Below are 23,758 nucleotides of genomic sequence, written 5' to 3' on the forward strand. Positions count from 1 at the left end.
CCCAGCACAACGTGTTCAACTCAACCAGTAAGGACTCATCTGCCATGTCACAAATCAGTGCTGCCTGGGGCGCAGGCCCCGATGCCAGCTACGAGGCCATCGCCGAACGCTTTCGCCCGCTGTTCGCACGTATCCGCGAAGGCGCCATTCATCGAGAATTGAACCGCCAATGGCCGCTGGAGCAAATCCAATGGCTCAAACACAGTGGCTTTACCGCGTTGCGTGTGCCCAAGGCCTACGGCGGCAGCGAAGCCACCCTGCCACAACTGTTCAACCTGCTGATCGAGCTGGGCGAAGCCGACTCCAACCTGGTGCAGGCGATTCGCGGCCACCTGGGGTTTGTCGAAAGTGTACTCAACAGCGGCGACCCGCGCCGCCGTGAACGCTGGTTACCACGCCTGGGCGAGGGCCAGCTCGTAGGCCCCGCATGGAGCGAAACCGGTGATGCCGGCCAGAGCGAATTCAGCACTCGTTTGCAAGGCGAAGGCGAACATTGGCTGTTGAATGGCAGCAAATTTTACACCACCGGCTCGCTGTATTCAGATTGGATCGACGTCGGCGTCAGTGATGCTAACGGCGAAACCGTCGCCGCCACCGTGGCCCGTGATGCCCCCGGCGTGACCGTGTTGGACGATTGGAACGGCTTCGGCCAAACCCTCACCGCCAGCGGCACCGCGCAGTTTCACAACGTGCGGGTAGACGCCGCGGACCTGAACCGCGAGCAGCGCTTTCGCTACGCCAGCGGTTTCTTCCAGGCGGTGCATTTCGCCACACTGGCGGGCATCGGCCGCGCCCTCAGCGGCGAAGTCGCACACGCGGTGGCGGCGCGCACGCGCACCTACAGCCACGGCAACGCTCCGCGCGCCTCGCAAGACCCGCAGGTGCTGCAAGTGGTTGGCCAGCTACGGGGCGCCGCCTACACCACCGGCGCCATCGTGCTGAAAAACGCCGAGGCCCTGCAGCGCGCATTCGACAGCCGCCTGGCGGGTGATGAAGCCGCGCAGGATGAGGCGAACACCCTCGCTGAGCTGGAGGTGGCGCAATCGCAAACCATCGTGATGGACCTTATCCTCAACGCCACCACCGTGCTGTTCGATGCCTTGGGCGCCTCGGCGACCCTGCGACCGCTCGCGCTGGATCGGTTCTGGCGCAACGCGCGAACGCTGTCTTCGCACAACCCGCGCATCTACAAAGACCGCATCGTTGGCGATTACGTGGTCAACGGTACGCCACCGCCGTTTCAGTGGCGCATTGGCGTTGCCTGAGGCGCAGGCGCGGCTACCTGGCGTATCGGCCGCGCGCCTAGTCGTAGCGGCTAGCAGGCCGCGCCAAGCCGAGGGTGTCGCGCAGTGTGCTGCCCGGGTAAGCGGTGCGGAACACTCCGGCCGCTTGCAGGCAAGGGACCACCTGGCTCAAGAACAGGTCGTCGGCCTCCTCAAGGTACGGCGGCAGTATCACAAAGCCGTCGCAGGCCTGGGCGCGGTACCAGCTCAACAACTGCTCGGCGACTTGCGCCGGCGAGCCTACCGGCGAGAAAAACGACAGGCTTTCGGCATACCCTTTGCCCACCTGCCCCACGCTAAGGCCGCGCTCTACCGCTTGCTTGATCACGTATTCGAAACGCCCTTTGCTGCCGGTGATCTGCGCGCTGATGTCTGGCATCGGCGCATCCTGCGGGTACCGCGCCATGTCATGGTTCATGCTGGCAGACATAAAACTCAAGCCTGCTTCAGGGCGAATCAGCGCCTTGAGCAAGGCGTCTTTTTCCTGGGCGTCGCGCTCGTCTCGCCCCACCACCGGCACAATCCCCGGCAATACCTTGATCGATGCCGGGTCGCGGCCAAAGGCTTTGGCTTTGGTTTTGATCAGCCGATAGAAATCCTGGGCCCGTTCCAGGGTCGCCTGTACCACGAACACCACTTCGGCGTTCTGCGCCGCGAGGTCGATGAACGCTTCGGACACCCCGGCCTGAATCAACACCGGCTGGCCCTGGGGCGGCCGCGGGATGTTGATGGGCCCGCGCACATCGAAATTCGCCCCATGGTGGTCCACATAATGGAAGCGCGAAGGGTCGGCGTACAGGCCGTTTTGCACATCTTTTATCAGCGCGCCGTCGCCCCAACTGTCCCAGAGTTTTTGCACCACCTCGATAAACTCATTGGCCCGTTGGTAACGCTCGCCGTGGGCGTAGTGTTGCGCACGGCCAAAGTTGCGCGCCTCGCCATCGCTGACCGAGGTCACCACGTTCCAGGCGGCGCGGCCGCCGCTGATGTGGTCGATATTGGCGAGCATCCTGGCCGCCGTATAAGGCGCCGAATAGGATGACGACACCGTACCGCCGACGCCGATGCGATCGGTGACCGCCGCCAGTGCGGCCAACAACGTCAACGGTTCGGGGCGCACCACCGGCCGGTATTTGACGGTATTGGCGAAATGCCCGCCATAGTTGTCATCGATCGATAGTTTGTCGGCGACGAATAGCATGTCTAGGCACGCGGCCTCGGCGCGCCGTGCAATCTGCTTGTACAGGCGCCAATCGACGCCACCGCTGGCTGCCGAGTCGGGGTGGCGCCAACCGCCCTGATGGGTGCCGGCCTCAAGGTAAAGTGCCAAATGCATCATGGTGTGGGCACCTCGCGCGCGGCTGTCACGGGCACTGGGGTGAACGTCGTGTCCAGCAGGTCGTCGGCGTTCAGGCGCTGCTTGATCAGGCCGGTTTTGGCATAGAGGTCGATGGTGCTTTGCTGCTGGTCACGGATCGCTGCCGCATCGAGCACAGGGGCATTGGACTCGCGGCGCACCTTGCTTAGCGCCACCGTTTCGGGCAACCGCAGTAACTGGGCGATGGCCGCGGCGTAGGGCTGCGGGTGCTGCGTGCCCCATTGGCGCGCCTTGGCCAGGCGTTGGGTGAAATCCCCAAGCTCCGCGCGCTTGGTCGCGATGGCTTGTGGGGTCGCCACCAGGTAGTTGAGTGAAGGATAGTCGGTGCCATCGGCGATCAAGCGCACCTGGGATTGCTCGATGGCAAATGAAATGTAGGGTTCCCAGGTTGCCACCGCATCCACCGCGCCGTTACTCAGCGCCAGCGTCGCTTCAGCGGGGGTGGTGAACACGAACGTCACGTCATCCTCGCCCAGGCCGCTGGCCGCGAGCGCGGCCAGGGCCATGGCGTGGCCGGAGGAGCCCTTGACCGTGGCGATCTTCTTCCCCTTCAGTTCGCCCGGCGCATGAATGCTCGACCCTTTGGCGACGATCAGGCCATTGCCGAGGTAACGGGAGGCAAAGATCGCCTTGACGTTAACGCCCGCCGCCGCGGCGAACGTCAGCGGCGCATCCCCGAGCAGGCCAGCGTCCAGGTGCTGGGTATTGAGCGCCTCAAGCACCGGCGCGGCATTGGGGAATTCGTGCCAGTGTATCGGGTAGCCAATGCCTTGCAGCACGCCGGCTGCCTCCATCACCGCCCGTGCGTTGCCGCGTTGGTCGCCCACGTCAAGGTCGGCGCGCGCAACCCCCGCCACGGCCCACATCAATACACAGCTCACACCCCATCTCAATAACATGTAGCCCCCACGTGGCGATAAAATCACGCACAGTGAGGATGCGCGGCCAGCCAGGCAAATATCGGTTAGGCATATGCTTATCTCCCCCGGTGGCAAGTACCCTGCTTAGAACCGCATATCCGGGGCGCTGGCAAAAACGGCAGAGGCCAGCGCCGGGCGGCCATGGTAGGGTTCCTTGGACCCTTCTAATCAGGATGAACCATGAAACCCACGTTCACCGCCCTGGCCTTTGCCGCGCTGCTCATCCCCGCCACCGGCCAGGCCTATGCCGCCGACGCCAGCGTCAGCGAAGCGCAGTACGCGCAGGTGCTGGCCGGCCCCTGGCGCGCGCCGGAAAACCGCGCCCGCGATGGCTATCGCCACCCGCAACAAACCTTGAGTTTCTTTGGCCTGGCCCCCACCCAAACGGTGATCGAGATCACCCCCGGCAATGGCTGGTACAGCGAAGTGCTGGCGCCGCTGCTCAAGGATCGCGGCCAGTACATCGCCGCGGTACAGGCGCCCGGCAGCCCGGCGCTGGCGCAGAAGTTCGCAGCCGACCCGGCGCGCTATGGCAACGTGCGCAGCCTGCTCTTCGACCCGAAGGCACCGGTGTTCGGCCCACCCGCCTCGGCCGACTTGGTGCTGACCTTTCGCAACGTGCACAACTGGGTGATGGCCGACACCGCACCGGCCATGTTCGCGGCGTTTTTCAAAGCACTCAAACCCGGCGGTGTGCTGGGCGTAGTGGACCACCGCGGGCCGGCGGGGGAATCGCTGGAGGCTATCAAGCGAAGTGGTTACTTGCCCACCACCTATGTGATCGAGCTGGCACGCCAGGCCGGCTTCCAGTTACAGGGGCAAAGCGAAGTGAACGCTAACCCCAAGGACAGCAAAGACTACCCCGCCGGGGTCTGGACGCTGCCGCCCGTCCTCAGGCTCGGTGAGCAGGACCGCGCCCGTTACCTGGCGATCGGTGAGTCGGACCGCTTCACCCTGCGCTTCGTAAAACCGGGCGGGCCGGCACCAAGCGGCCAGTGAGCCATACCCCTGATACAGCGGCCGGCGCACCGCTGCTAGGCCAGCCGTTCGCCCGGCCGCGCCCCGGCCACCCTGGCCAGCAACGCCAACAGCCTATCGGTGACCTCGCCCGGTTGCTCCAACATCAATTGATGCCCACAGGCCAGCACTTCGAATTGCGAGCCGGGTAAGTGTTCGTGCAGGGCCCGCCCCGCCTCGGGGGGTGTGAGGCCGTCGGTTTCGCCGGCCAAGATGTGAATGGGCAAATGCAGGCTCGCCAATGCTTGCACCGAGGGCCACTGGGCGCCGGCCACCAAGGCCTTGAATACGGCCAAACGGTTATGCCGCGTGAGCGATTCTTCGTAGGCCACCAGCCGTGGATCGGTGCTGGGGTGCCAGGCGCGCTCGCGAAAGCCCTTGGCAAGCAGGGGCCGCGCCAGCGCCAACAGCCACACGGGCAGGCTGAGCAGCGGGCTTTTGCCCAACGGGCGCTGCAATTGCGACCCCAGCAGTAACAGCGCACTCAGCGCCGGCTGGCGCGCTTGCTCTTGCCAATGGGCCGCCGCGCTGAGGGTCAGCCCGCTGCCGAATGAATGCCCCACCAGCACGTTGCGCGTGCCGGCATAGCGTTCGACGATGCGCAGGTAGTCATCGACCAGCGCTGCCCAGCGATAGGCCTCGGGGGCATCGGGTTTATCGCTCAGCCCATGCCCCAGCAGGTCCCACGCCACCAGGCTGTAACCCAGCCCTTGCAATGCACGCCATGGCAGGCGCCACTGGTCTTGGTTGCCACCACCACCGTGGCAAAAGAACACCACGGTATCGGCGTTTATACCGCTGCCAGGCTGGTGGGTGATGTTGAGCCGGCGCCCAGGGGATAGCTCGACCCACTGCCCGTGCAACCTTGGTAACCCGTCGAACGAACGTGCCTCAACCATGGCGGCCGGCCTCCTGTGGGTAAGGGTGTGAGGGTGGCGCGCTCAACCCAAGGTGCTCGCGCAACGTAGTGCCTTGGTAGCGCTGGCGGAATAACCCGCGGGCCTGCAGTAACGGCACCACGGTGTCGACGAAATCGTCGAGCCCGCCGGGCAGGGTCGCCGGCATCACATTGAAGCCGTCGGCCGCTTCGCTGCGAAACCAATGTTCCAACTGGTCGGCCACCTCGCCCGGCTCGCCGATCACCACCCAATGCCCACGTGCCGTGGCCATGCGCAGGTACAACTGGCGAATGCTCAAGCCTTCGGCCCGGGCGACGTTGATCAGTAACTCACGGCGGCTGACCCCCGATTCGGTGCTGGGCAGTGCCGGCAACGGCCCATCGAGGTCGGCCGTGGACAGGTCGGTGCCACCGGCAATATCACCGAGCAACGACAGCCCGACCTCGGGCAACACACGCGCCTGCAGCGCCTCGTACTTGGCCCACGCTTCATCGTGTGTCGCCGCCACGATAGGCAACACGCCTGGCATCACCTTGACCTGGGCAGGGTCACGGCCGGCGGCGCTGGCGCGGGCCTTGAGGTCGCGGTAGAAGGCCTGCGCGGCAACCAGGTCCGGTTGCGCGGTGAAGACCACCTCCGCATGGGCGGCGGCAAAGGCACACCCGGCAGGCGACGCACCGGCCAGTACCTGCACTGGGGCAACACCTTCGCGCTGCCAATACTTGCGGACCTCGGCGAGAAACGCCTGGGCCCGTTGATAGCGCGCGGCGTGATCGAAATGCTGCGCGCGGCCGAAATTCGGCGCTTCCTGGGCATTGCTCGAGGTCACCAAGTTCCAGCCACTGCGGGCGCCGCTCAGGCGTTCGAGTGAGGCAAAACTGCGCGCCACGGCGGCCGGGTCGTTGTACGAAGTGGTCACGGTGGCCACCAGGCCGATACGCTCGGTGACCGCGGCCAGGGCCCCGAGCAGGGTCAAGGGTTCGAAGTGCTCGGTGCGCGCCATGCGGCTCACCGCGCCCAGGTTGCCGGGCAACATCGCCAGGGTATCGGACAAAAAAATCGCATCTAAGCAGCCTCGCTGCGCCGTACGCGCCAGTTGGCGATAGTGCTCGAAATCAAGGCCGCCGTCGGCCCGGCTGGCCGGGTCGCGCCAGGCCGCGACGTGGTGCCCGGTGGCCATTAAAAAAGCATTCAGGCTCATCGTTCGGGTAGCGCTCATCGGGCCTCCTGCTGCGCCGGGGGTAATTCACGGCTTTCGACTAACCCAGGGCCCGGCAACGACGCCAGCAAGGTGCGGGTGTACGCGTGGCTGGGGTGGCGCAGCAACGCGGCGCTAGCGCCCTGCTCCACCACCCGCCCGTGTTGCATCACCAGCAAGTGATCGCACAGGCGGGCGGCAGCGCGCAGGTCATGGGTGATGAAGACGATGCTCAGGCCCAGGCGCTGCTGTAACGTCTCCAGCAGGTCGAGAATCTGCGCTTGCACCAACGCATCCAGCGCCGACACGCATTCGTCGGCGATCAGCACATCGGGGGCGACCGACAGTGCCCGGGCGATGCCGATGCGTTGGCGCTGGCCGCCGGAGAATGCCTGCGGATAGCGCTCCAGGGCCGCCGCCGGCAAGCCGACCCAGCCAAGCACCAGCTCGGCCCGGGCGCGCGCTTGCGCCGGTGTGGCGCCGTGGGCCACTGGGCCGGCCATGAGAATGGCCGCGACGGTCTGGCGCGGGTTCAGCGACGCCACCGGGTCTTGGAAAATCATCTGCACCCTCCGGCGCAATGGCCGCAAACGGCGCTGCGGCCACTCGGCAACCTCGCTGCCTTGCCACTGGATGTGCCCGCTGTCGGGGCGCAGCAGGCGCACCAGGGCCTTACCCAAGGTCGACTTGCCCGAGCCGGACTCACCGACCACGCCGACCGTTTGCCCGTGCCGCAGGGCCATGCTCACATCGACCAGCGCGGCCGTGTGTTGCCAGCGCCAACCGCCATGGCGGCTGCTGTAGGTTTTGTTCAAGCCTTGGGCGCCCAGCACCACCTGCGCATCAGCGGGCGACGGGCGCGGGTTCGCCGCGGGTAACGCGGCGGCCAGCAAGCGTCGGGTGTAAGCTTGGGCAGGCGCGCCGAGCACAGCCTGGGCCGCGCCCTGCTCGACGACCTGGCCTTTTTGCAAAACCAACACCCGGTCGGCGATGGTCTGCACCAGGGCCAAATCATGGGTGATGAACAGCATGGCCATGCCGGTTTCCCGCTGGATGCGTTGCAACAGTTGAAGGATCTGCGCTTGAGTGGTGACGTCCAGGGCCGAGGTCGGCTCGTCGGCAATCAGCACAGCCGGCGAGAACGCCAGCGCCATGGCGATCGCCACCCGTTGGCGTTGGCCGCCGGATAACTGGAAGGGAAAGCGCCGGCGCAGCTGTTCAGGTGCCGGCAAGCCCACATAGCCGAGCAATTCGATCACGCGCCGGCGCCGTTCGCCGGCGCGCTTCATGCCATGGGCGCGCAGCGTTTCGCCAATTTGCACGCCTACCCGCAACAACGGGTTCAGGGCGCTCATGGGTTCCTGAAACACCATGCCGATACCCACCCCGCGCAGTTGGCGCAAACCTTGACGGTCCAGGGCCGCGATGTCCTCGCCCCGAAAGCGCACACGCCCTTGCCGCGGCGCCAACGCCGGGGGCAGCAAGCGTAAAATCGCATTGGCCAGCATCGACTTACCCGACCCCGATTCTCCGACCACGCACAGCGTTTCACCCGCCTGCAGGGCCAGCGACACATCGAACAGCGCATGGCTACGGTCACCGCCGGGCGGCAAGGCGATGTGTAACCCTTCGACCTCCAACAGGGCACTGTTCATGCGCTTGCCTCCGTGCGGCCGGGCACCTGCAACGCGCTACGCAAGCCCTCGCCGACGCGGTTGACCGCCAATACCAGCAGCACGATCGCAAGCCCCGGCAACAGGCTCATCCACCAGGCATCACGCAACAGGTTGCGCGAGGCATTGATCATATAGCCCCAGCTCATCGCCTCGGGGTCGCCCAGGCCGAGAAACGCCAACGCCGCTTCAGTGAGAATCGCGCTGGCCATCACGAACGTCAGGGTTACCAGCAGCGGCCCCATGGCATTGGGCAGAATCTCCCGGGTGATGATCGCCCAGGGGCTCAGGCCCAGCACCTGCGCGGCCTGCACGAATTCGCGTTGGCGCAGGGTCATGAACTCGCTGCGTACCAAGCGCGCGATACCCGGCCAGGCCACCAGCGCGATCGCCATCACCACCGAGGTGGTCGACGGCTCCAACACTGCCACCAATAACACCGCCAACACCAACGACGGCATGATCAGAAAAAACTCCGCCACGCGCATCAACACAGCGTCTACCCAACCGCCGAAGTAGCCGGCGGCCGCACCCACCAGCAAGCCCACCAGCAAACTCGCGGCACTGGCCAGTGCGCCCACGCCGAGCGACACCCGCGCGCCATACAACAAACCGGCGCCCAGGTCGCGCCCGAGCATGTCGGTGCCGAGCCAATGCGCGCGCTCGGTGAAGGGCAACAACAAGGGGTGGGCGTTCATTTCCCAGGGCGAGGCGCTCAACCAGGGTGCCGCCAACGCCAACGCCGCGAGCACGGCGATGAACAGCGCGCCGAGCACGGCGGCAGGTTGCCGGCAATAGCGTTTGAACACCGTGGCCATCAATATAACGCCCCTGCCTGAATCCGTGGGTCCAGCAGCCGGCACAGCAAGTCCACCAGCACATTCATCACCACCACCACCGTGCCGATGACCAGGAATACCCCGAGCAACAACGCATAATCGCGTTGCGACAACGCATCGTAGAGCAGCCGGCCGATACCCGGCCAGGCGTACACCACCTCGATCAGCAGCGTGCTGCTGGCCAACTGGCCGAACTGCAACCCGACCATGGTCACCACTGGCAGCAAGGCATTGCGCAACTGGTGGGCCAAGAGAATCCGCCAATAGCCCAGGCCCTTGGCGTACGCGGTGCGCACGTGGTCCTGCGCCATCACCTCCAGCATGGCCGAGCGGGCCAGATGCACGTACATCGCCAAATACAGAAAACTCAACGACAAGCACGGCAGCAGCAAATGGGCCAAGCTGTCGCGCCAGAGCGCCCAGCCGTGCAACTGCCCACCGACCTCTTGCATGCCGAACGCCGGCAGCCAGTTCAATTGCACCGAGAACACCAGCACCAGCACCATGGCCAGCCAGAACGGCGGGATGGCGTACAACAGCAAGGCCCCCTGGGCGATCAGCCCATCCAGCCAGCGCCGCCGCTGCCGGCTGCGCGCGGCCACCACGCCGAGCAGTACACCGACGGTGGCTGCCAGCAGCAACGCCGAACCCATCAGCAGCAAGGTCGCCGGCAAACGCTCGCTGATCAGCGACCAGACGCTGGCCCGGTTCGGGTAGGAATACCCCAGGTCCAGGCGCGCGATGCCGGTGACGTAGGCCAACAGTTGCTCGGGTAACGGCCGATCCAGGCCCATGCTCTGGCGCAACTGGGCGATGTAGGCCGGGTCGTCTATACCCGCATCGCCCGCCATCAACTGCGCAGGGTCCCCGGGCGCCAAGCGCACCAACACAAAACACAGCACCACCACGCCGAGGATCATGGCCACGGCGCGCAGCAGCCGCGACAGCACATACAGCAGGTCGCTCATTGCCCAGGGCCATCCAGGTAAACGCTTTCGTAGTCTTCGTTCAGGCTGGTGGCCGTGCGCAACAGGTTCTTGACCTGTTGGTGATACAGCGTCGAATAGCTCATTTCGAACATCGGTGCGATCGGCAGGTCATCGTTCAGGCGCCGTTCAAGCTGGCTATAGACCGCTTGGCGTTGCGGGCCCTCGGGGGTATTGGCCACCTTTTGCCAGAGTGCGTCCGCTTCCGGGCTATTGTAGCCGCCCACATTGACGAACGGCGTCGACTTGAGGATGTAGTCGGCGCGATACAGGTAAGCGTTGTTCAGGTACGGGTCGCCGACCTGGAAAATGAAGTTATAGGTCAGGTCGAAATCCCAATCGCTGACCCGCTGGTACCAGGTCGCTGCGTCGGAGGTGACCACCTGCACCTTGATACCCAGCGGCAGCAGCGCCTGTTTGGTGTATTCGGCCAACCGTTCCCAGGCCCCGCCCTTTTCACCGTTGAGCAGGCGCAGCCGCACCTGGCTCAGGTCTACGCCGGCCTCGGCGATCAACGCCTTGGCTTTGGCCGGGTCATAGGGGTACTGGCGCAACTGCGGGTCATGGTAGGCCCCTAGGAACGGCCCCTGCGCCACCTTGCCCGCGCCAAAGAAAATATTATTGACGATGAACGGGCGGTTCAGCGCGTAGAGAATCGCCTGGCGCACCTTGGGGTTGTTAAGCGGTGGTTTGCGGGTGTTGATCTGCAGCAACGCCAGCCCTGAATACAGTTCATAGCCGCTGGTCGAGGTTTGCACGCCGGGCAAGGCGCTCAGCCGTTTGATGTCGGCGTAGTCGGCATCGCCGGCGCGCAGCACCTGCACGTCATTGCGCTCGAACGCCGCGGCGCGGGAACTGGCGTCCGGGATCACATGGAACACCACGCCGTCCAGGTACGGCAGGCCGGGTTTCCAGTAATGCGGGTTCTTACTCAGCTTGATGTAGCTGCCGCGCTTCCACTCATCGAATACAAACGGCCCGGTACCGACCGGCTTGAGGTTATAGGGGTTGTCGCGAAAGTCGGTGCCTTCGTAGAGGTGTTTCGGCACCACCGGGCGTAGGCCACTGCCCAATAGCGACAGCAAGGGCGCGAAGGGTTTTTTCAGGTGAAAGACCACCGTATCGGGCGCCGGCGAGTCGATGCTCCCCAGGTATTCGCCGAAGATATCCGCCATGCGCTTATCGAGCTGCGGATAAAACTGCTGATACGTGAACAGCACATCGTCGGCACCGAAGGCATGTCCGTCGTGCCAGGCCACACCGGGCTGCAAGGCAAAGGTATAGGTCAGGCCATCGGTGCTGATGTCCCAATGGTTGGCCAGCACGGGTATCGGTTTGAGGTCGGTGCCGAAGGTCAACAGGCCCTGGAGGATTTTGCCACTCACGTACTGGGTGGCGACATGGCTGACCACCGCATGGGACAACGACGGCGGCTCCGGTTGTGCCACGAGGTTGAGCACACCCCCCTCCTGGGGCGCGGCCTGCGCGGCGGCTGCCAGCAACAGGGAGGTGGCGCCGAGCAAGCCCAGGCGCTTGAGGCGGTGTTGCAGACGACGCAAGGGGTTGGGCATGCACCCTCCTGAACGGCAAATGGTTCGATGCGAGGGATTTAGCAAGGGCTGTGCCACGGCCCACGGCTCAGGTTTTACGGTACGCTGGGGCCGGCATCGCCCTGGGCGGTGATGAAAAACACACACCGGCTCCGGCCAAGTGTGGAAAAAGCAGCAGCAGCGGCGCCTCATGTGCCGCGCCCTCGGGCCCACCGCGGTGGCATGCCCTTTGCGTTCGAGCCTGCACCCCAAGCCGGAGCCATCGCCATGTCACAGGATTTTCTCGGCAACCCGCTCGATACGGAGCGGCCCGACAGTGTCGCCGCCATCAATGATTTCATTGGCGGCATGCTCGGCTACCACCCCCGCGCCCTACGCATCCTCGCGGCGGCCGAGCAGGCGCCTGAATCCACACTCACCAACGCCTTGGCCGGGATCCTGACGATGTTCGACGAGTCGCCGGCTGCCGCCGGCCTGGCAGCCCCGTGGCTGGCCAGGGCGCAGGCGGCCGGCACCGGGCAATTGCGCGCCGAACTGTATATGCAGGTGCTGCAAGCCTGGACCGCCGACGACCTTGGCGCGGTGCTTGCGCTCACCGAGCAGTTGCTGCACCAGTACCCCCATGATCTGTTCGCCGCCAAGCTCAACCAGTATGTGGAATTCAACCGCGGCAATTGGCCGGCGCTGTTGCGCATCGGCCTGAAGGCCCGCGCGCACAACCCCGGCAACCCCCAAGCCCTGGGCATGCTGGCGTTTGCATTCGAGCAGTGCCACCTGCTGGCCGACGCCGAAGCGGCGGCGCGCGATGCGCTGAACCTGCAGCCCGACGAGCCGTGGGCGCAGCATGCGCTGGCCCATGTAATGCTCACCGAGGGCCGTATCGATGAAGGCACCGAGTTCCTAGAAGCTGTCAAGGGTGGCTGGAACAACCTGAATTCCTTCATGTACACCCACAATTGGTGGCACCTGGCGCTGTTCTACCTGGCGCGCGGCAATCAACGGCGGGTGCTGGAAATCTATGATGAGCACCTGTGGGGTATCGAGCCGGGCTACTCCCAAGACCAAATTGGCGCAGTGTCGATGCTGGCGCGCCTGGAACTGGCGGGCCTCGACGTTGGTCAGCGCTGGCAAGCGTTGGCGCCCTACCTGGCCGCACGCGCGGGCGACACCGTGCAGCCATTTTTGAGCGTGCAGTATCTGTACGGCTTGGCACGGGCCGGCCAGCCGCAGGCCGAGCAACTGCTCGACGCGCTGCGTACCCGCGCACAAGAAGCCACCACCGACCGCCGCGAGACGTGGGCGCACATCACCCTACCGCTGGCCGAGGGCCTATTGGCCCATGCCCGTAGGCAATTCGGGCGCAGCAGCGAGCTGTTGGCCTTGGCCTTGCCGCGCTTGAATGCCATCGGCGGCAGCCACGCCCAGCGCGACCTGTTCGCTTTGATTGAACTGGATGCCGGGCTGCATGCCGGCGACTGGCTCGGCAGCCAACAACGCTTGGAACTGCGCCGGCGCTACGACCCGTGGGATGTACCCACCAACCAGCAGTTGGTACGGGTGTATGCGGCGCTCGGGCTGCCGGAGCAGGCCGAACAGGCACAAGACAGAATCAACCAAACCCTGGCCCGCCATGGCGAGCCGCATGCACACCACGGGCGATAGCCCGCGCCACGCAATCCGCCGCCGCCGAGCCGATGCGGCCAATCTCCACCTGCCGCTGCGGCCCCTGGGCCAGCGTTTCGGCACCCGATGCCAAGGCAAACACGGTGTCACCGTCGAACGGCAAGTGCGCCGGGCGCACCGCGCGGGCGATGCCGTCTTGGGCCATGATCGCCAGCCGTTTGCATTCGGCGGTGGTCAACGCAGCGTTGCAAGCCACTACCACCAACGTGGTGTTGGCGCCGGCCTGCAGCCGCCCCAGGGCATCGAGCCGCGCCAACTCAGGGATCGGCTCGCTGGCATCCTGGTCGAAACGCGGGCGCGCACCACCGAACTCGCCGTCGATTTCCCAAGGCCAGGCCCAGAAGGTCTTGCCGTCGGGCATGTACACCGAGCCGATGGGGTTGGCGACTACCAGCGCCCCCACCAGTAACCCTTCGCCGATCGCCAGCGACGCAGAGCCTAACCCGCCGGGCAGCACGCCGGCCATGGCGCCGCGGCCGGCACCCACCGCGCCCAAGGCAAAATCGGCCGTGGCGCTGGCCAAGGCCCGCAGGCCCAGTTGCCGATACGGCGGTTCCAGCCCCCAGTTTTTATCGCCGCCGTTGGCCAGATCGTGCAACACCGCGCAGGGCACGATAGGAATGGATTTACCCCCAGGTTTAAGCTGCAACCCCACTGCCTCCAGCGACAACGCCGCAGCCACACCGTCGGCCGCGCCCAGCCCGAACACCGAACCGCCGGCCAGCACCACGGCGTGCAGCAGGCCGACCATGTTCTCCGGCTCCAGCGCCGCCGACTCCCGCCCGCCCGGGCCACCACCGCGAATATCGACACTGGCGGCCCAGGGGCCGTCGGGGCGCAGCACGGTCACGCCGGTGCGTACGCGCTCATCCAGTGAATGCCCCACGCGCAGGCCAGGGATGTCGGTGATCAGGTTTCGTGGGCCGGGTAACGGCATGCTGCTCTCCATCAGGAAAAAAGGGCCGGCCGCGTGGCCGGTGCAACGCGGCGAGCAAGGCATGTGCCAGCGCAGAGTATGGGGCGGTCGGGCCAGCGGGCGCTGCTGCTGAAAAATCCACAGCGTACACCACCGCGTGGGGCCCCTGCCCGCGACTGTGGAAAAACCAGCAGCCTGGCTGGCGATTGTTAAAAAACCACCAATAAAATCCACCCCGGCAACCCATCCGATTGATTCCAATGGATTTTATGAGATGGCACAGCGCTTGCTCCAGCCGGCTCACCAGCGCTTGAACCCAACAAGCCGCGCTATGCAACAGGTGCTGTTCACCCATGAACAGGCCATACGCCCGCGCCATACCCTGAACGGAATGGCCCGCGGACCTTTTCAGGAGCCTTGCACACATGAACCCGATCCAATTGGCCGGCTCGCGGCGGCCCCGCCACCTGTTCACCCAGTCATTGCTGTTCCTCGCCGTCTGCGAAGCCCTTGCCCAGGGCAGGCCAGCGCTGGCCGCCGATGCCAGTAACGACAACCCGCTAGACACCGTGGTGGTGATCGGCAACCGTGGCCAGGCCCGCACCCTGGCCGAGAGCCCGTCGCCGGTGGACGTGATTTCTGCCAAACAGCTACAGGCGACCGGCCAATCGAGTTTGACCGCGGCGCTGGCGCGCGCGCTGCCATCACTGAACCAACCGGCCTCTTCGGGCTTCGGTTCGACCTCGGTGGTGCGCCCTATCAGCCTGCGCGGCCTGAACGGCGACCAGGTACTGGTGTTGGTCAACGGCAAGCGGCGCCACAACAGTGCCCTGCTCAACAACGGTACGTACTTGAATTCCGGGTCGCAGCCGGTCGACCTGGACATGATCCCTACCGCATTGGTGGACCACATCGAGGTTCTGCGGGACGGTGCTTCGGCACAGTATGGGTCCGACGCCATTGGCGGGGTGATCAACATCGTCCTCAAGCAGAACGACCATGGCGGCAGCCTGTCGACCAGCTATGGGCAGAACTATGAAAACGGTGACGGTGAAACCGCCCGGCAAACGGCTGACGCGGGCCTTGCGCTGCCCAACGACGGTTTCATTAACTTCGCCCTTGACGTGAAAAAACAAAGGATCTCCGACCGCTCCGATGACGCGTCCTACACTGACGCGGAAGGCAACACCAGCCTGCGGCACATCTATTACGGCACGGGCCTACCTGAAGCGCGCAATTTCAGCCTCGGCTATAACGCCGAGCTGCCGGTCAACGACGCACTGACGCTGTATTCGTTCTCGACCTACACCCGGCGCAACTCGGAAAAACCCCTGGCCTTCCATGCACCGGCCAGTTTCGATGGCATCGCCACGCCGTTCCCGGAGGGTATCGAAGACTCGCTGCGGTTTATCGAAAACGACTACCAATTCGCCGCAGGTGGCAAGGGGCAATTGGCCGGCTGGGACTACGACCTGTCCACCACCTATGGCCAGGACCATGCCGAGGCGACCCTGCGCCATACCTATAACCTGAGTTACGGCCCCGACTCGCCCACCTCGGTGGACACCGGGGTAAAAACCTTCAGCCAATGGACCAACAACCTCGACCTGAGCCGCGCCTTCGACTTTGGCCTGCCCAAGCCCACGCAGGTGTCGTGGGGCTTGGAGCAGCGCTACGAAAACTACAAGATCGGCAAGGGGGACTATGAGTCTTACGCCCTCGGTGATTACAGCACCGGCGCCAGCGGCAACCCGATCCCCCCGGGGACCATTTCCGGCGCCGGTACCACACCGGCCGACGCCGCCGAAAAAGGCCGCACCAGCCTGGCCGGCTATGGCGAAATTGGCCAGGACCTCACCGATAAATGGCACGTCGACCTGGCCGGCCGTTACGAGCATTACAATGATGGCTCAGGCACCACTCGCAACGGCAAATTCTCGACCCGCTACCAGCTCACGCCGATCCTGGCGCTGCGCGGCACCTTCAGCACCGGCTTTCGCGCGCCCTCACTGGCGCAGCAGATCTACAGTTCCACCTCGCAAAGCAGTATCAACGGCAACCTGATCGACTACCGCAACGTGGCGGTGGACTCATCCGTTGCCAAAGCGTTGGGCGCCACCACGCTGAAACCGGAGAAATCCACCAACATCAGCCTCGGCCTGACCCTGCAGCCGACTGACGCCACCAGCGTGACCCTCGATGCCTACCAAATCAAGATCAAGGACCGCATCGCGCAAACCGGCTACCTGGGTGGCACCGATGCAATCAGCGCCATCCTCGCCGCCGCAGGGCTGAACACCAACCAGTACGTGACCTACTTCACCAACGCCCTGAATACCACCACACGTGGCGTCGACCTGGTCGGCGACTATCGGCAGAACCTGGGCGCCTACGGCAACCTGCGTTACACCCTGGGTTTCAACTGGAACACCACGGAAATCGACAAGATCCACGCCTCCGACATCGCGGCGGCGGCGCTGGGCGCCGACGGTGGCTTCGATCGCCAGCGCCAGGGCAACCTCAAGCATGGCCTGCCCGAGTCGAAGCTGCTGCTGGGCACCCTCTGGAGCATCGGGCAGTTCGATGTGGGCCTTAACCTGACCCGCTACGGCGAATACACCCAATACGGCACCACGGCCAGCTACGACCGCACGTTCTCGGCGGCCTGGATCACCGACCTGAATATCGACTACCACCTGACCCACGACCTCACGCTCAACGCCGGGGCCAACAACCTGTTCAACAAGTACCCCGAGCGCACCCACTTGGCGAGTACCTCGGGCGGTTACCCGTACGGCAACTTCTCGCCTTACGGCACCACCGGTGGCTACTGGTATACCGGCCTGACCTACAACTTCTGATGCACACGCCGCGCGTAGGCGCGGCGCTTCCCATGGAGACTGCCCATGCCCCGCCGTACCGACCAACTCAAGCTGGGGGCTTTTCTGGCCAACAGCGGCCACCATGTCGCTGCCTGGCGCCACCCCTTGGCGCAAGCCGATGCCAGCCAGGATTTCGAGCACTTCAAACACATCGCCGAAACCGCCGAGCGGGGTAAGCTCGATGCGCTGTTCATCGCCGACGTGGTCGGCCTTTGGGGTCACCACTACGACGCCTTGAGCCGCACCGCGCGCGCCGAGCATTTCGAACCGCTGACCTTGATGGCCGCATTGGCCGCGGTCACCGAACACATCGGCCTGATCGCCACGGCCACCACCACCTACAACGAGCCGTACCATATCGCGCGCAAGTTCGCCTCGTTGGATCACCTGTCCAAAGGCCGCGCCGCGTGGAACGTGGTGACCTCGGTGGTCAGCGACGAGGCCTGGAATTTCGGCCGCGAGCAACATGTCGAGCATGGCGACCGCTACCAGCGCGCCGAGGAATTCGTCGAAGTGGTCAAAGGCCTCTGGGACAGCTGGGACGATGACGCCTTCGTGCGCGACAAGGACAGTGGTGTGTACTTCGATGTACAAAGGCTGCACACCCTCAACCACCGTGGCGAGCATTTCTCGGTGCGCGGCCCGTTGAACGTTGCCCGCGCGCCCCAGGGCCACCCGGTATTGGTTCAGGCCGGTGCCTCCGAGGCCGGCCGCACGCTGGCGGCGCGCATCGCCGAAGTTATTTTCGCCAGCAGCAGCGAGGTGCCGGCCGCGCAAGCCTTTTACCGTGACATCAAGCAACGCGCGGCCGCCTTTGGGCGCGACCCCGACACGGTGAAAATCCTCCCGGGGGTAACCCCGTTCATCGCCGACACCCGCGAACAGGCCCAGGCCCTGTTCGAGGAATTCCAGGCATTGATCGACCCGGTACTGGGCCTGCGCTTGCTGGCCGACACCCTCGGCGATGACATCGACCTGTCTGGCCATGACTTGGACGGGCCGTTGCCGCCTACCCCCGCCGGCCAACGCGGCAGCCGGCGGGACAAGGTATTGGAACTGGCGCGCAGCGAAAACCTCAGCATCCGCCAGCTGTATTTGCGCCTGGCCGGGGGTAACCCGGTGATCGGCACCGCCGAGGATGTCGCCGACACCTTCGAGGCGTGGTTCGAAGCCCGCGCTTGCGATGGCTTCAACGTGTTCTTCCCGTACTTTCCCGGCGCCATCGACACCTTCGTGGACCAGGTCATTCCGCTGTTGCAGCAACGTGGCCTGTTCCGCCTGAACTATGAGGGCCAGACCCTGCGCGAGAACCTCGGCTTGCCGCGGCCCGGCAATCGTTTCAGCGACGTCGGGGCCCGCCCATGAAAACCACGGCTTGCCTGCTCGCGGCACTGTGCGCCTGGGTGGCGGCGCCGGCCTTCGCGCTGAATATCCTGTTGAGCAACGATGACGGCTATCGCCACCCCAACATTCGCGCCCTGTACACCGCCCTTAAGGCCGAGGGGCATAACGTCAAGATCGCGGCCCCGCAAACCGAGCAGAGCGCCCGTGGCGGCGCGTTCATCTATGGCCGGGAAGTGACCATCGGCCATGATGATGACCCTGCCTACCCCGACAGCTATTACCTGAGCACCTACGAGACCGGTACCTGTACCAGCCCGGCCTGTAACGGCCAAAGCGTGAGCATCGAGATCAGCGGTACGCCGGTGATGGCCGTGCTGATGGGGTTGAAAAAAATCCTGCCGGCGCCCGACCTGGTCATCGTCGGCCCCAACCCCGGCAATAACGTGGGCGCGATCAACAGCGCCTCGGGCACCTTCAATGCCGCCAGCGCCGCCCTGTTTGCCGGGGTGCCGGCGCTCGCCGTCAGCACCGACTTGAAAGACCACGACCCGCAGCGCGCCGCCGCCCTGGTGGCCCGCCTGGTCACGGCCCTGCAGCAGCATCGACAACCTAACGGCAAGCTGTTGCCCGACGGCGTGGGGCTGAATGTGAACCTACCGGCCGGGCCCACCATCAAGGGCATCAAGCTCACCCGGATAGGCCGTTACGTGGGTTTCGACGCGTTGTACACCGAAGATCTGGGCAAGCTCGACAGTAAACTCGCCGGCAAGCCCGGCATTGGCTTCCAATACAGCCCCCCCGCCACCGCCGACGAACAAGATGACGAGGCCGTATGGGTGGCCAAGGGGTACCTGACCATCAGCCCTTTCACCGGTTTGCTGGAATCGCCCCGCGAGGATCAGCGCCTGCCAGGCCTTGCCGCATTGCCATTGCTGGAGCAGCAAGGGCCGCAGCGATGAGCGGCGGTTTTAGCCTGGGCTTTCTCACCCGGGTGTATCAACCGGCGTTCAATCGCAAGGTCTACCACGAAACCCTGGAGCTGTTCAAAGCGGCCGAAGCCCTGGAGTTCGATTGCGGCTGGGTCGCCCAACATCACTTCGCCAGCGAACAAGGGCGTTTGCCGTCACCGTTAGTGCTACTGGCGGCGATCGCCCAGGCGACCCGCCGCATTCGCCTGGGCAGCGGGGTTATCGTGCTGCCACAAGAGCCGCCCTTGCGCCTGGCCGAAGACGCCAGCGTGCTCGACCTGCTCAGCGGCGGCCGGCTCGAATTGGGCCTTGGCGCAGGCTTCGATCCCGCCACCTTCAGCGCCTTCGGCGGCGAACATGCCCGCCGCCATCAGGACTACGACGACCATTTGCAGCGGCTGTACAGCGCGCTCAGCGACCGCCCGTTGAACGCCGCCGGTGCGCGCCTGCAGCCGCGCACGGCGGGCTTGGGCCAGCGGTTATGGGAGGCGACCTCGCGGGTCGAGGCGGTCGCCGCCCGAGGCAATGGCTTGATCATGGCGCCCAACCCCCAATTGCCCAGCGAAGCCGCGGGCCCGTGGTTGCAGCGCTATCGCCAGGCCTGGCCCGCGCAGCAGCCGACGCGGCCACGGGCGGCGTGGGTGCAGGCAGTGTTTCCTGAGCAATACCCCGATCGGGAGGACAGCACCCTGCGCCGGGACATCCTCGCCTACGCTCAGCTTCAGCGGCACATCGGCGTTTACCAAGGGCCATTGGACGACGACATCAGCGTGCTGCTCAAGCGCCTGGGCGTACTGCACGGCTCCTCGCAAGCGATCATCGACGTACTTGGCGAAGGCCCCCGCTTAGGGGTTGGTGACCATTGGGTGGTGCAGGTGCAGACCGCCAGCACGTCGTTGCGCGACGCTATCCGCGCGCTTGAAACCTTCCGCGAACGTATTGCCCCGGTGCTGGGCTGGCGCCCCCGTGGCGCCCAAGGCTCGCCGCTGGCCACGGAGCACTGACTGCCATGCCTCGACAACTGGGTAAACCCTTCAAACTGGGCTTTCTGAGCCACGCCTTCGGCGCCGACCCGCAACAGGCTTATGATCACCTGATCGAACAATTCGAAGTCGCACAGGCGCTGGGCTTCGACGGCGGTTGGATCGCCCAGCATCATCTGGACCAGGGGTTTGGCCGGTTGCCATCGCCGCTGGTGCTGCTGGCCGCTATCGCCGAACAGGTCCCGGGCATCGAGCTGGGTACCGCGGTGGTGGTGCTACCGTTCGAAGACCCGACCCGCCTGGCCGAAGACGCCAGCGTGCTGGATAACCTCAGCGCTGGCCGGGTGCAACTGGGCATCGGCAGCGGTGGCGCGAACCTGGGCAACTTCGATGCCTTTGGCCAGGCCGCCGAGGATCGCCAGGCGCAGTTCGAGCAACGCCAGCAACAGCTTCAGCGCCTGTTGCAAGGCTACCCGCTGCCCGGCAGCGGCGGCCTCACCCTGCAGCCTCCTGCGCCAGGGCTTGCGCAACGCTTGTGGCATTCGCACGGCAGCGAAGCCGGCGCGCGCTATGCGGCCAGCCAGGGCAACGGGCTACTGCTGGGCACCGCCACCCATGACCCGCTGACGGTGCAGAAACCTTTGGCCGAGGCGTACCTGGCGGCCTGGGCCGACCCTGCCCACCCGCCGCGTATCGGCGTGGTCCGGGCCGTATTCCCGGCGCCGGACCGCGCCACCGCGCAAGCGGAGCTAGCCGTCGATATCGAAAAACATATTCCGCGCCTGCAACGTGAGGGCCTGATCGAGCAAGCGCTGGGCCTGGACGCACATCTACGGCTGATGAACGTGCACCATGGCGACACCGAACAGGTGATCGCCAGCCTGCGCCAAGACCCGGCGCTGTTTCCCTATGCCGATTATTTGATCGTGGTGGCCCAGGCGGAAAGCTCCACCCAGGCGCAGGTGCTTGAGCGCTTGCGGCTGATAGCCCAGGCCATCGCCCCGGCCTTGGGTTGGCAACCCCGCGCGGCCCGACCTACCCAGCCCCAGCCGACAGTGGGATGATGCCGCGTTCGCAAGTGTATTTTCACGGAGCCTGAGCATGGCACTGGAATTCAGCTGGCAATTGCCGCTGTGCAGCCCAAACGGGGCTACCCCGCCCGGGCAGTGGATTCAACTGGCCCAAGCTGTGGAGTACGCGGGCCTCGATGGGCTTTGGGTGCTGGCGGGCGCGCAGTGTGCCGAAAGCCTAGGGGTGGCGGCGGCGCTGTGTGCCCATACTCACCAGGTGCAATTGACCGTGAGCGTGGCGCCGCAAGTGATGCTGCCGGCGGCGCTGTTCAGTACGCTGCAAAGTCTGCAATCGATCAGCGCCCACCGTGTGCGCCTACACCTGCCCGACGCTGAGCAAGGTGAGTTGCGCAGCCTGTTCGGCGAATGGCTCAACCGCGACCAACGCAGTGAACGCACCGGCGAATACCTGGAGATCCTCGCGCAACTGCTCAACGGCAGCGACGGCGGCTTGCACTACAGCGGCCGGTATTTCCAATTGGAAAACGCAGGGTTTGCCCGGCGCGACCTGCCGGCACCGCCGATCATTCTGGATGCCAGCCAAAGCCCTTCGCTCATCGCTCGCCACGCGGACGCTTGCTTGCTGCGCTCGGCGCCAGGGCCGCAGTTGAAGGCGCAGATCAGCCGCCTGAGTGCGCTGCAGCGCCCGGCCAAACGGGCGTTACGCTTCGCCTGTGGCTTCAGCCTGATCCAGGGCGACAGCGAGGCCCAGGCGTGGGAAGCGGCCGCCCGGCAACTGAGTGAACAGACCGCTGCGCGGCTCGTCCCGGCCGATTCGCCCCCCCGCCTCGGCGGCCCTGGCAACCCGCTGCGCCATTTCGAAATCGCCCCCAACCTGGTGCAACTGGGCCCTGGGCTGCCGCTCTATTTGATCGGCACACCTCGGCAGTTGGCCACCCGCCTGCAAGAACTGCACGGGCTGGGCCTGAACCACGTGGTGATTCAGGGCCACGCAGCCGTCAGCGATGTGCTGCGTTTTGGTGAGCGGGTGCTACCGTTGCTGGCTGAGCTAGGCCTGCGTAAGGAAGCGGTACAGCATGCCCGTTGAACGTCGCCAAGCCCTCGAAATCGATTGGTTCCTCCCCACCAATGGGGATGGCCGCCACCTGACCAGCAGCGGCCTGCCGAAGGTGGCGCTGTTCCAGCAAGGCGAACGGGCGCCCACCCTGGGCTACCTGCGCCAAGTGGTCCGGGCCGCTGAGCAAGCGGGCTTCGACGGCATCATGGTGCCCACCGCCAGCGGCTTTGAAGACCCGTGGTTGATCACCGCGGTGTTGGCCCAGGAGGTGCGCCGCCTGCGCTTTCTGCTCACCCTGCGGCCCGGCGTGGAGTCGCCCGCCTATAGCGCCCACCGGGCGGCGACGTTGCAACGGCTCAGTGACAACCGCCTGGACCTGCACTTGGTGTCAGGCTCCAGCCGCTTCGAGCAACGCTCGTTGGGCGATTTTCTCGAGCATGACGAGCGCTATGCGCGCACCGCCGAATTCCTTCAGGTGTTCCAGGGCGCCTGGCATGGCCAAACTTACCCGCACCAGGGGCGCTACTACCGGCAAGAGGCCGGCGGCCCACTCGCGGCCGACGCGCGCGTGCCGGCGATTTATTTCGGCGGAGCCTCGGCCGCCGCCGAACAGGTCGGCGCCGCTTACGCGCAAACGTACCTGATGTGGTGCGAACCGCCGCCGATGATCGCTGAACGTATCCAACGGATGCGCGAGCTGGCCGCTGCCCAGGGCCGCACACTGCGTTTCGGGCTGCGCTTGCATATCTTCGCCGCTGCCACCGACGACGAGGCCTGGGCCCATGTGGAACGCTTACTGGACGAAATCCCAAAAGATGCCATCGACCGCGCCCAGCGGCAGATGGCCGCCTATGAGTCGGTGGGCCAGTCCCGCCAAACGAGTTTGGTCAAGGGCCGTGGCCGCCGCGCCCGGGAGCTTGAAGTGTCCCCCAACCTTTGGGCAGGCGTCGGCCTGGTGCGGGGCGGCGCCGGTACGGCGTTGGTGGGCAATTACGAGCACGTGGCCGAACGTATCGAGCACTACCATGCCTTGGGTGTCGACTGCTTCATTCTGTCAGGGTTTCCGCACCTGGAAGAAGCCATCCACCTGGGTGCTGAACTGCTGCCGCGGTTACGCCGGATCAGCGCTGGCCAAGGGTGAAACCCAGGCG

19 protein-coding genes are annotated in these 23,758 nt (G+C 65.3%); 10 read left to right on the forward strand and 9 right to left on the reverse strand.

Features of this window, described 5'->3' with window-relative positions; genetic code table 11:
• The first annotated feature begins 44 nt into the window (after positions 1-44).
• Positions 45-1,265, forward strand: coding sequence for an acyl-CoA dehydrogenase family protein (locus HAQ05_RS02935; RefSeq protein ID WP_190417198.1), 1,221 nt, complete (start codon positions 45-47; stop codon positions 1,263-1,265).
• Positions 1,266-1,302: 37 nt separating this feature from the next.
• Here HAQ05_RS02935 and HAQ05_RS02940 read toward each other — a convergent pair whose 3' ends face one another.
• The gene (locus HAQ05_RS02940; protein WP_202988033.1) at positions 1,303-2,622 is read right to left on the reverse strand and encodes an NtaA/DmoA family FMN-dependent monooxygenase; all 1,320 of its coding nucleotides are present in this window, start codon (positions 2,620-2,622) and stop codon (positions 1,303-1,305) included.
• Positions 2,619-3,542 (reverse strand): aliphatic sulfonate ABC transporter substrate-binding protein, encoded by a 924-nt coding sequence (locus HAQ05_RS02945; protein ID WP_202988034.1) that lies wholly within the window; start codon positions 3,540-3,542, stop codon positions 2,619-2,621. The genes HAQ05_RS02940 and HAQ05_RS02945 overlap by 4 nt, the downstream gene beginning before the upstream one ends.
• 219 nt (positions 3,543-3,761) lie before the next feature.
• Between HAQ05_RS02945 and HAQ05_RS02950 the strand changes: the two genes are divergently transcribed.
• A complete protein-coding gene (locus HAQ05_RS02950; RefSeq protein ID WP_190417202.1) occupies positions 3,762-4,580 on the forward strand; it encodes a class I SAM-dependent methyltransferase in 819 nt (272 codons plus the stop codon).
• A 35-nt stretch (positions 4,581-4,615) separates the two neighbouring features.
• On the opposite strand, the gene HAQ05_RS02955 is transcribed toward HAQ05_RS02950, so the two are convergent.
• From HAQ05_RS02955 to HAQ05_RS02980, 6 genes are read right to left on the reverse strand one after another with little or no spacing between them, the layout of a single operon-like run.
• A complete protein-coding gene (locus tag HAQ05_RS02955; RefSeq protein ID WP_190417203.1) occupies positions 4,616-5,497 on the reverse strand; it encodes an alpha/beta fold hydrolase in 882 nt (293 codons plus the stop codon).
• Positions 5,490-6,716 carry an LLM class flavin-dependent oxidoreductase gene (locus tag HAQ05_RS02960; protein ID WP_190417205.1) on the reverse strand — a complete coding sequence of 409 codons (1,227 nt, stop codon included), beginning with the start codon at positions 6,714-6,716 and terminating at the stop codon, positions 5,490-5,492. Before HAQ05_RS02960 ends, HAQ05_RS02955 begins: the two co-directional genes overlap by 8 nt.
• Positions 6,713-8,350: a dipeptide ABC transporter ATP-binding protein gene (locus HAQ05_RS02965; protein ID WP_190417207.1), complete on the reverse strand. Its 1,638-nt coding sequence runs from the start codon at positions 8,348-8,350 to the stop codon at positions 6,713-6,715. The genes HAQ05_RS02960 and HAQ05_RS02965 overlap by 4 nt, the downstream gene beginning before the upstream one ends.
• Entirely contained in the window at positions 8,347-9,186 is an 840-nt protein-coding gene (locus HAQ05_RS02970; RefSeq protein WP_190417209.1) for an ABC transporter permease, read from the reverse strand. Before HAQ05_RS02970 ends, HAQ05_RS02965 begins: the two co-directional genes overlap by 4 nt.
• Positions 9,186-10,175 (reverse strand): ABC transporter permease, encoded by a 990-nt coding sequence (locus HAQ05_RS02975; protein ID WP_190417211.1) that lies wholly within the window; start codon positions 10,173-10,175, stop codon positions 9,186-9,188. The genes HAQ05_RS02970 and HAQ05_RS02975 overlap by 1 nt, the downstream gene beginning before the upstream one ends.
• Complete coding sequence (locus tag HAQ05_RS02980) at positions 10,172-11,764, reverse strand: ABC transporter substrate-binding protein (protein ID WP_190417213.1); 1,593 nt, start codon at positions 11,762-11,764, stop codon at positions 10,172-10,174. Before HAQ05_RS02980 ends, HAQ05_RS02975 begins: the two co-directional genes overlap by 4 nt.
• A 246-nt stretch (positions 11,765-12,010) precedes the next feature.
• On the opposite strand from HAQ05_RS02980, the gene HAQ05_RS02985 reads away from it, so the two are divergent.
• On the forward strand, positions 12,011-13,405 hold the full coding sequence (locus HAQ05_RS02985) for a tetratricopeptide repeat protein (RefSeq protein ID WP_190417215.1): 1,395 nt from the start codon (positions 12,011-12,013) through the stop codon (positions 13,403-13,405).
• Here HAQ05_RS02985 and HAQ05_RS02990 read toward each other — a convergent pair.
• Complete coding sequence (locus HAQ05_RS02990; protein ID WP_190417217.1) at positions 13,353-14,363, reverse strand: P1 family peptidase; 1,011 nt, start codon at positions 14,361-14,363, stop codon at positions 13,353-13,355. The genes HAQ05_RS02985 and HAQ05_RS02990 overlap by 53 nt on opposite strands.
• Positions 14,364-14,767: 404 nt before the next feature.
• Here HAQ05_RS02990 and HAQ05_RS02995 point away from each other — a divergent pair, with 404 nt between their 5' ends.
• The 7 genes from HAQ05_RS02995 to HAQ05_RS03025 are packed head-to-tail and all read left to right on the forward strand — an operon-like array spanning position 14,768 to position 23,748.
• Positions 14,768-17,203, forward strand: coding sequence for a TonB-dependent receptor plug domain-containing protein (locus tag HAQ05_RS02995; protein ID WP_190417219.1), 2,436 nt, complete (start codon positions 14,768-14,770; stop codon positions 17,201-17,203).
• 45 nt (positions 17,204-17,248) lie between these two features.
• Positions 17,249-18,589: an LLM class flavin-dependent oxidoreductase gene (locus tag HAQ05_RS03000; RefSeq protein WP_190417221.1), complete on the forward strand. Its 1,341-nt coding sequence runs from the start codon at positions 17,249-17,251 to the stop codon at positions 18,587-18,589.
• Positions 18,586-19,527: a 5'/3'-nucleotidase SurE gene (locus HAQ05_RS03005; RefSeq protein ID WP_190417223.1), complete on the forward strand. Its 942-nt coding sequence runs from the start codon at positions 18,586-18,588 to the stop codon at positions 19,525-19,527. Before HAQ05_RS03000 ends, HAQ05_RS03005 begins: the two co-directional genes overlap by 4 nt.
• Entirely contained in the window at positions 19,524-20,540 is a 1,017-nt protein-coding gene (locus HAQ05_RS03010; protein ID WP_190417225.1) for an LLM class flavin-dependent oxidoreductase, read from the forward strand. Before HAQ05_RS03005 ends, HAQ05_RS03010 begins: the two co-directional genes overlap by 4 nt.
• 5 nt (positions 20,541-20,545) lie before the next feature.
• Entirely contained in the window at positions 20,546-21,583 is a 1,038-nt protein-coding gene (locus HAQ05_RS03015) for an LLM class flavin-dependent oxidoreductase (RefSeq protein WP_190417227.1), read from the forward strand.
• A gap of 37 nt (positions 21,584-21,620) precedes the next feature.
• Complete coding sequence (locus HAQ05_RS03020; protein WP_190417229.1) at positions 21,621-22,637, forward strand: LLM class flavin-dependent oxidoreductase; 1,017 nt, start codon at positions 21,621-21,623, stop codon at positions 22,635-22,637.
• On the forward strand, positions 22,627-23,748 hold the full coding sequence (locus tag HAQ05_RS03025) for an LLM class flavin-dependent oxidoreductase (RefSeq protein WP_190417231.1): 1,122 nt from the start codon (positions 22,627-22,629) through the stop codon (positions 23,746-23,748). Before HAQ05_RS03020 ends, HAQ05_RS03025 begins: the two co-directional genes overlap by 11 nt.
• Positions 23,749-23,758: the final 10 nt, after the last annotated feature.

The sequence above is a fragment of the Pseudomonas typographi genome (assembly GCF_014694385.1).
In the GTDB taxonomy this organism is placed as follows: domain Bacteria; phylum Pseudomonadota; class Gammaproteobacteria; order Pseudomonadales; family Pseudomonadaceae; genus Aquipseudomonas; species Aquipseudomonas typographi.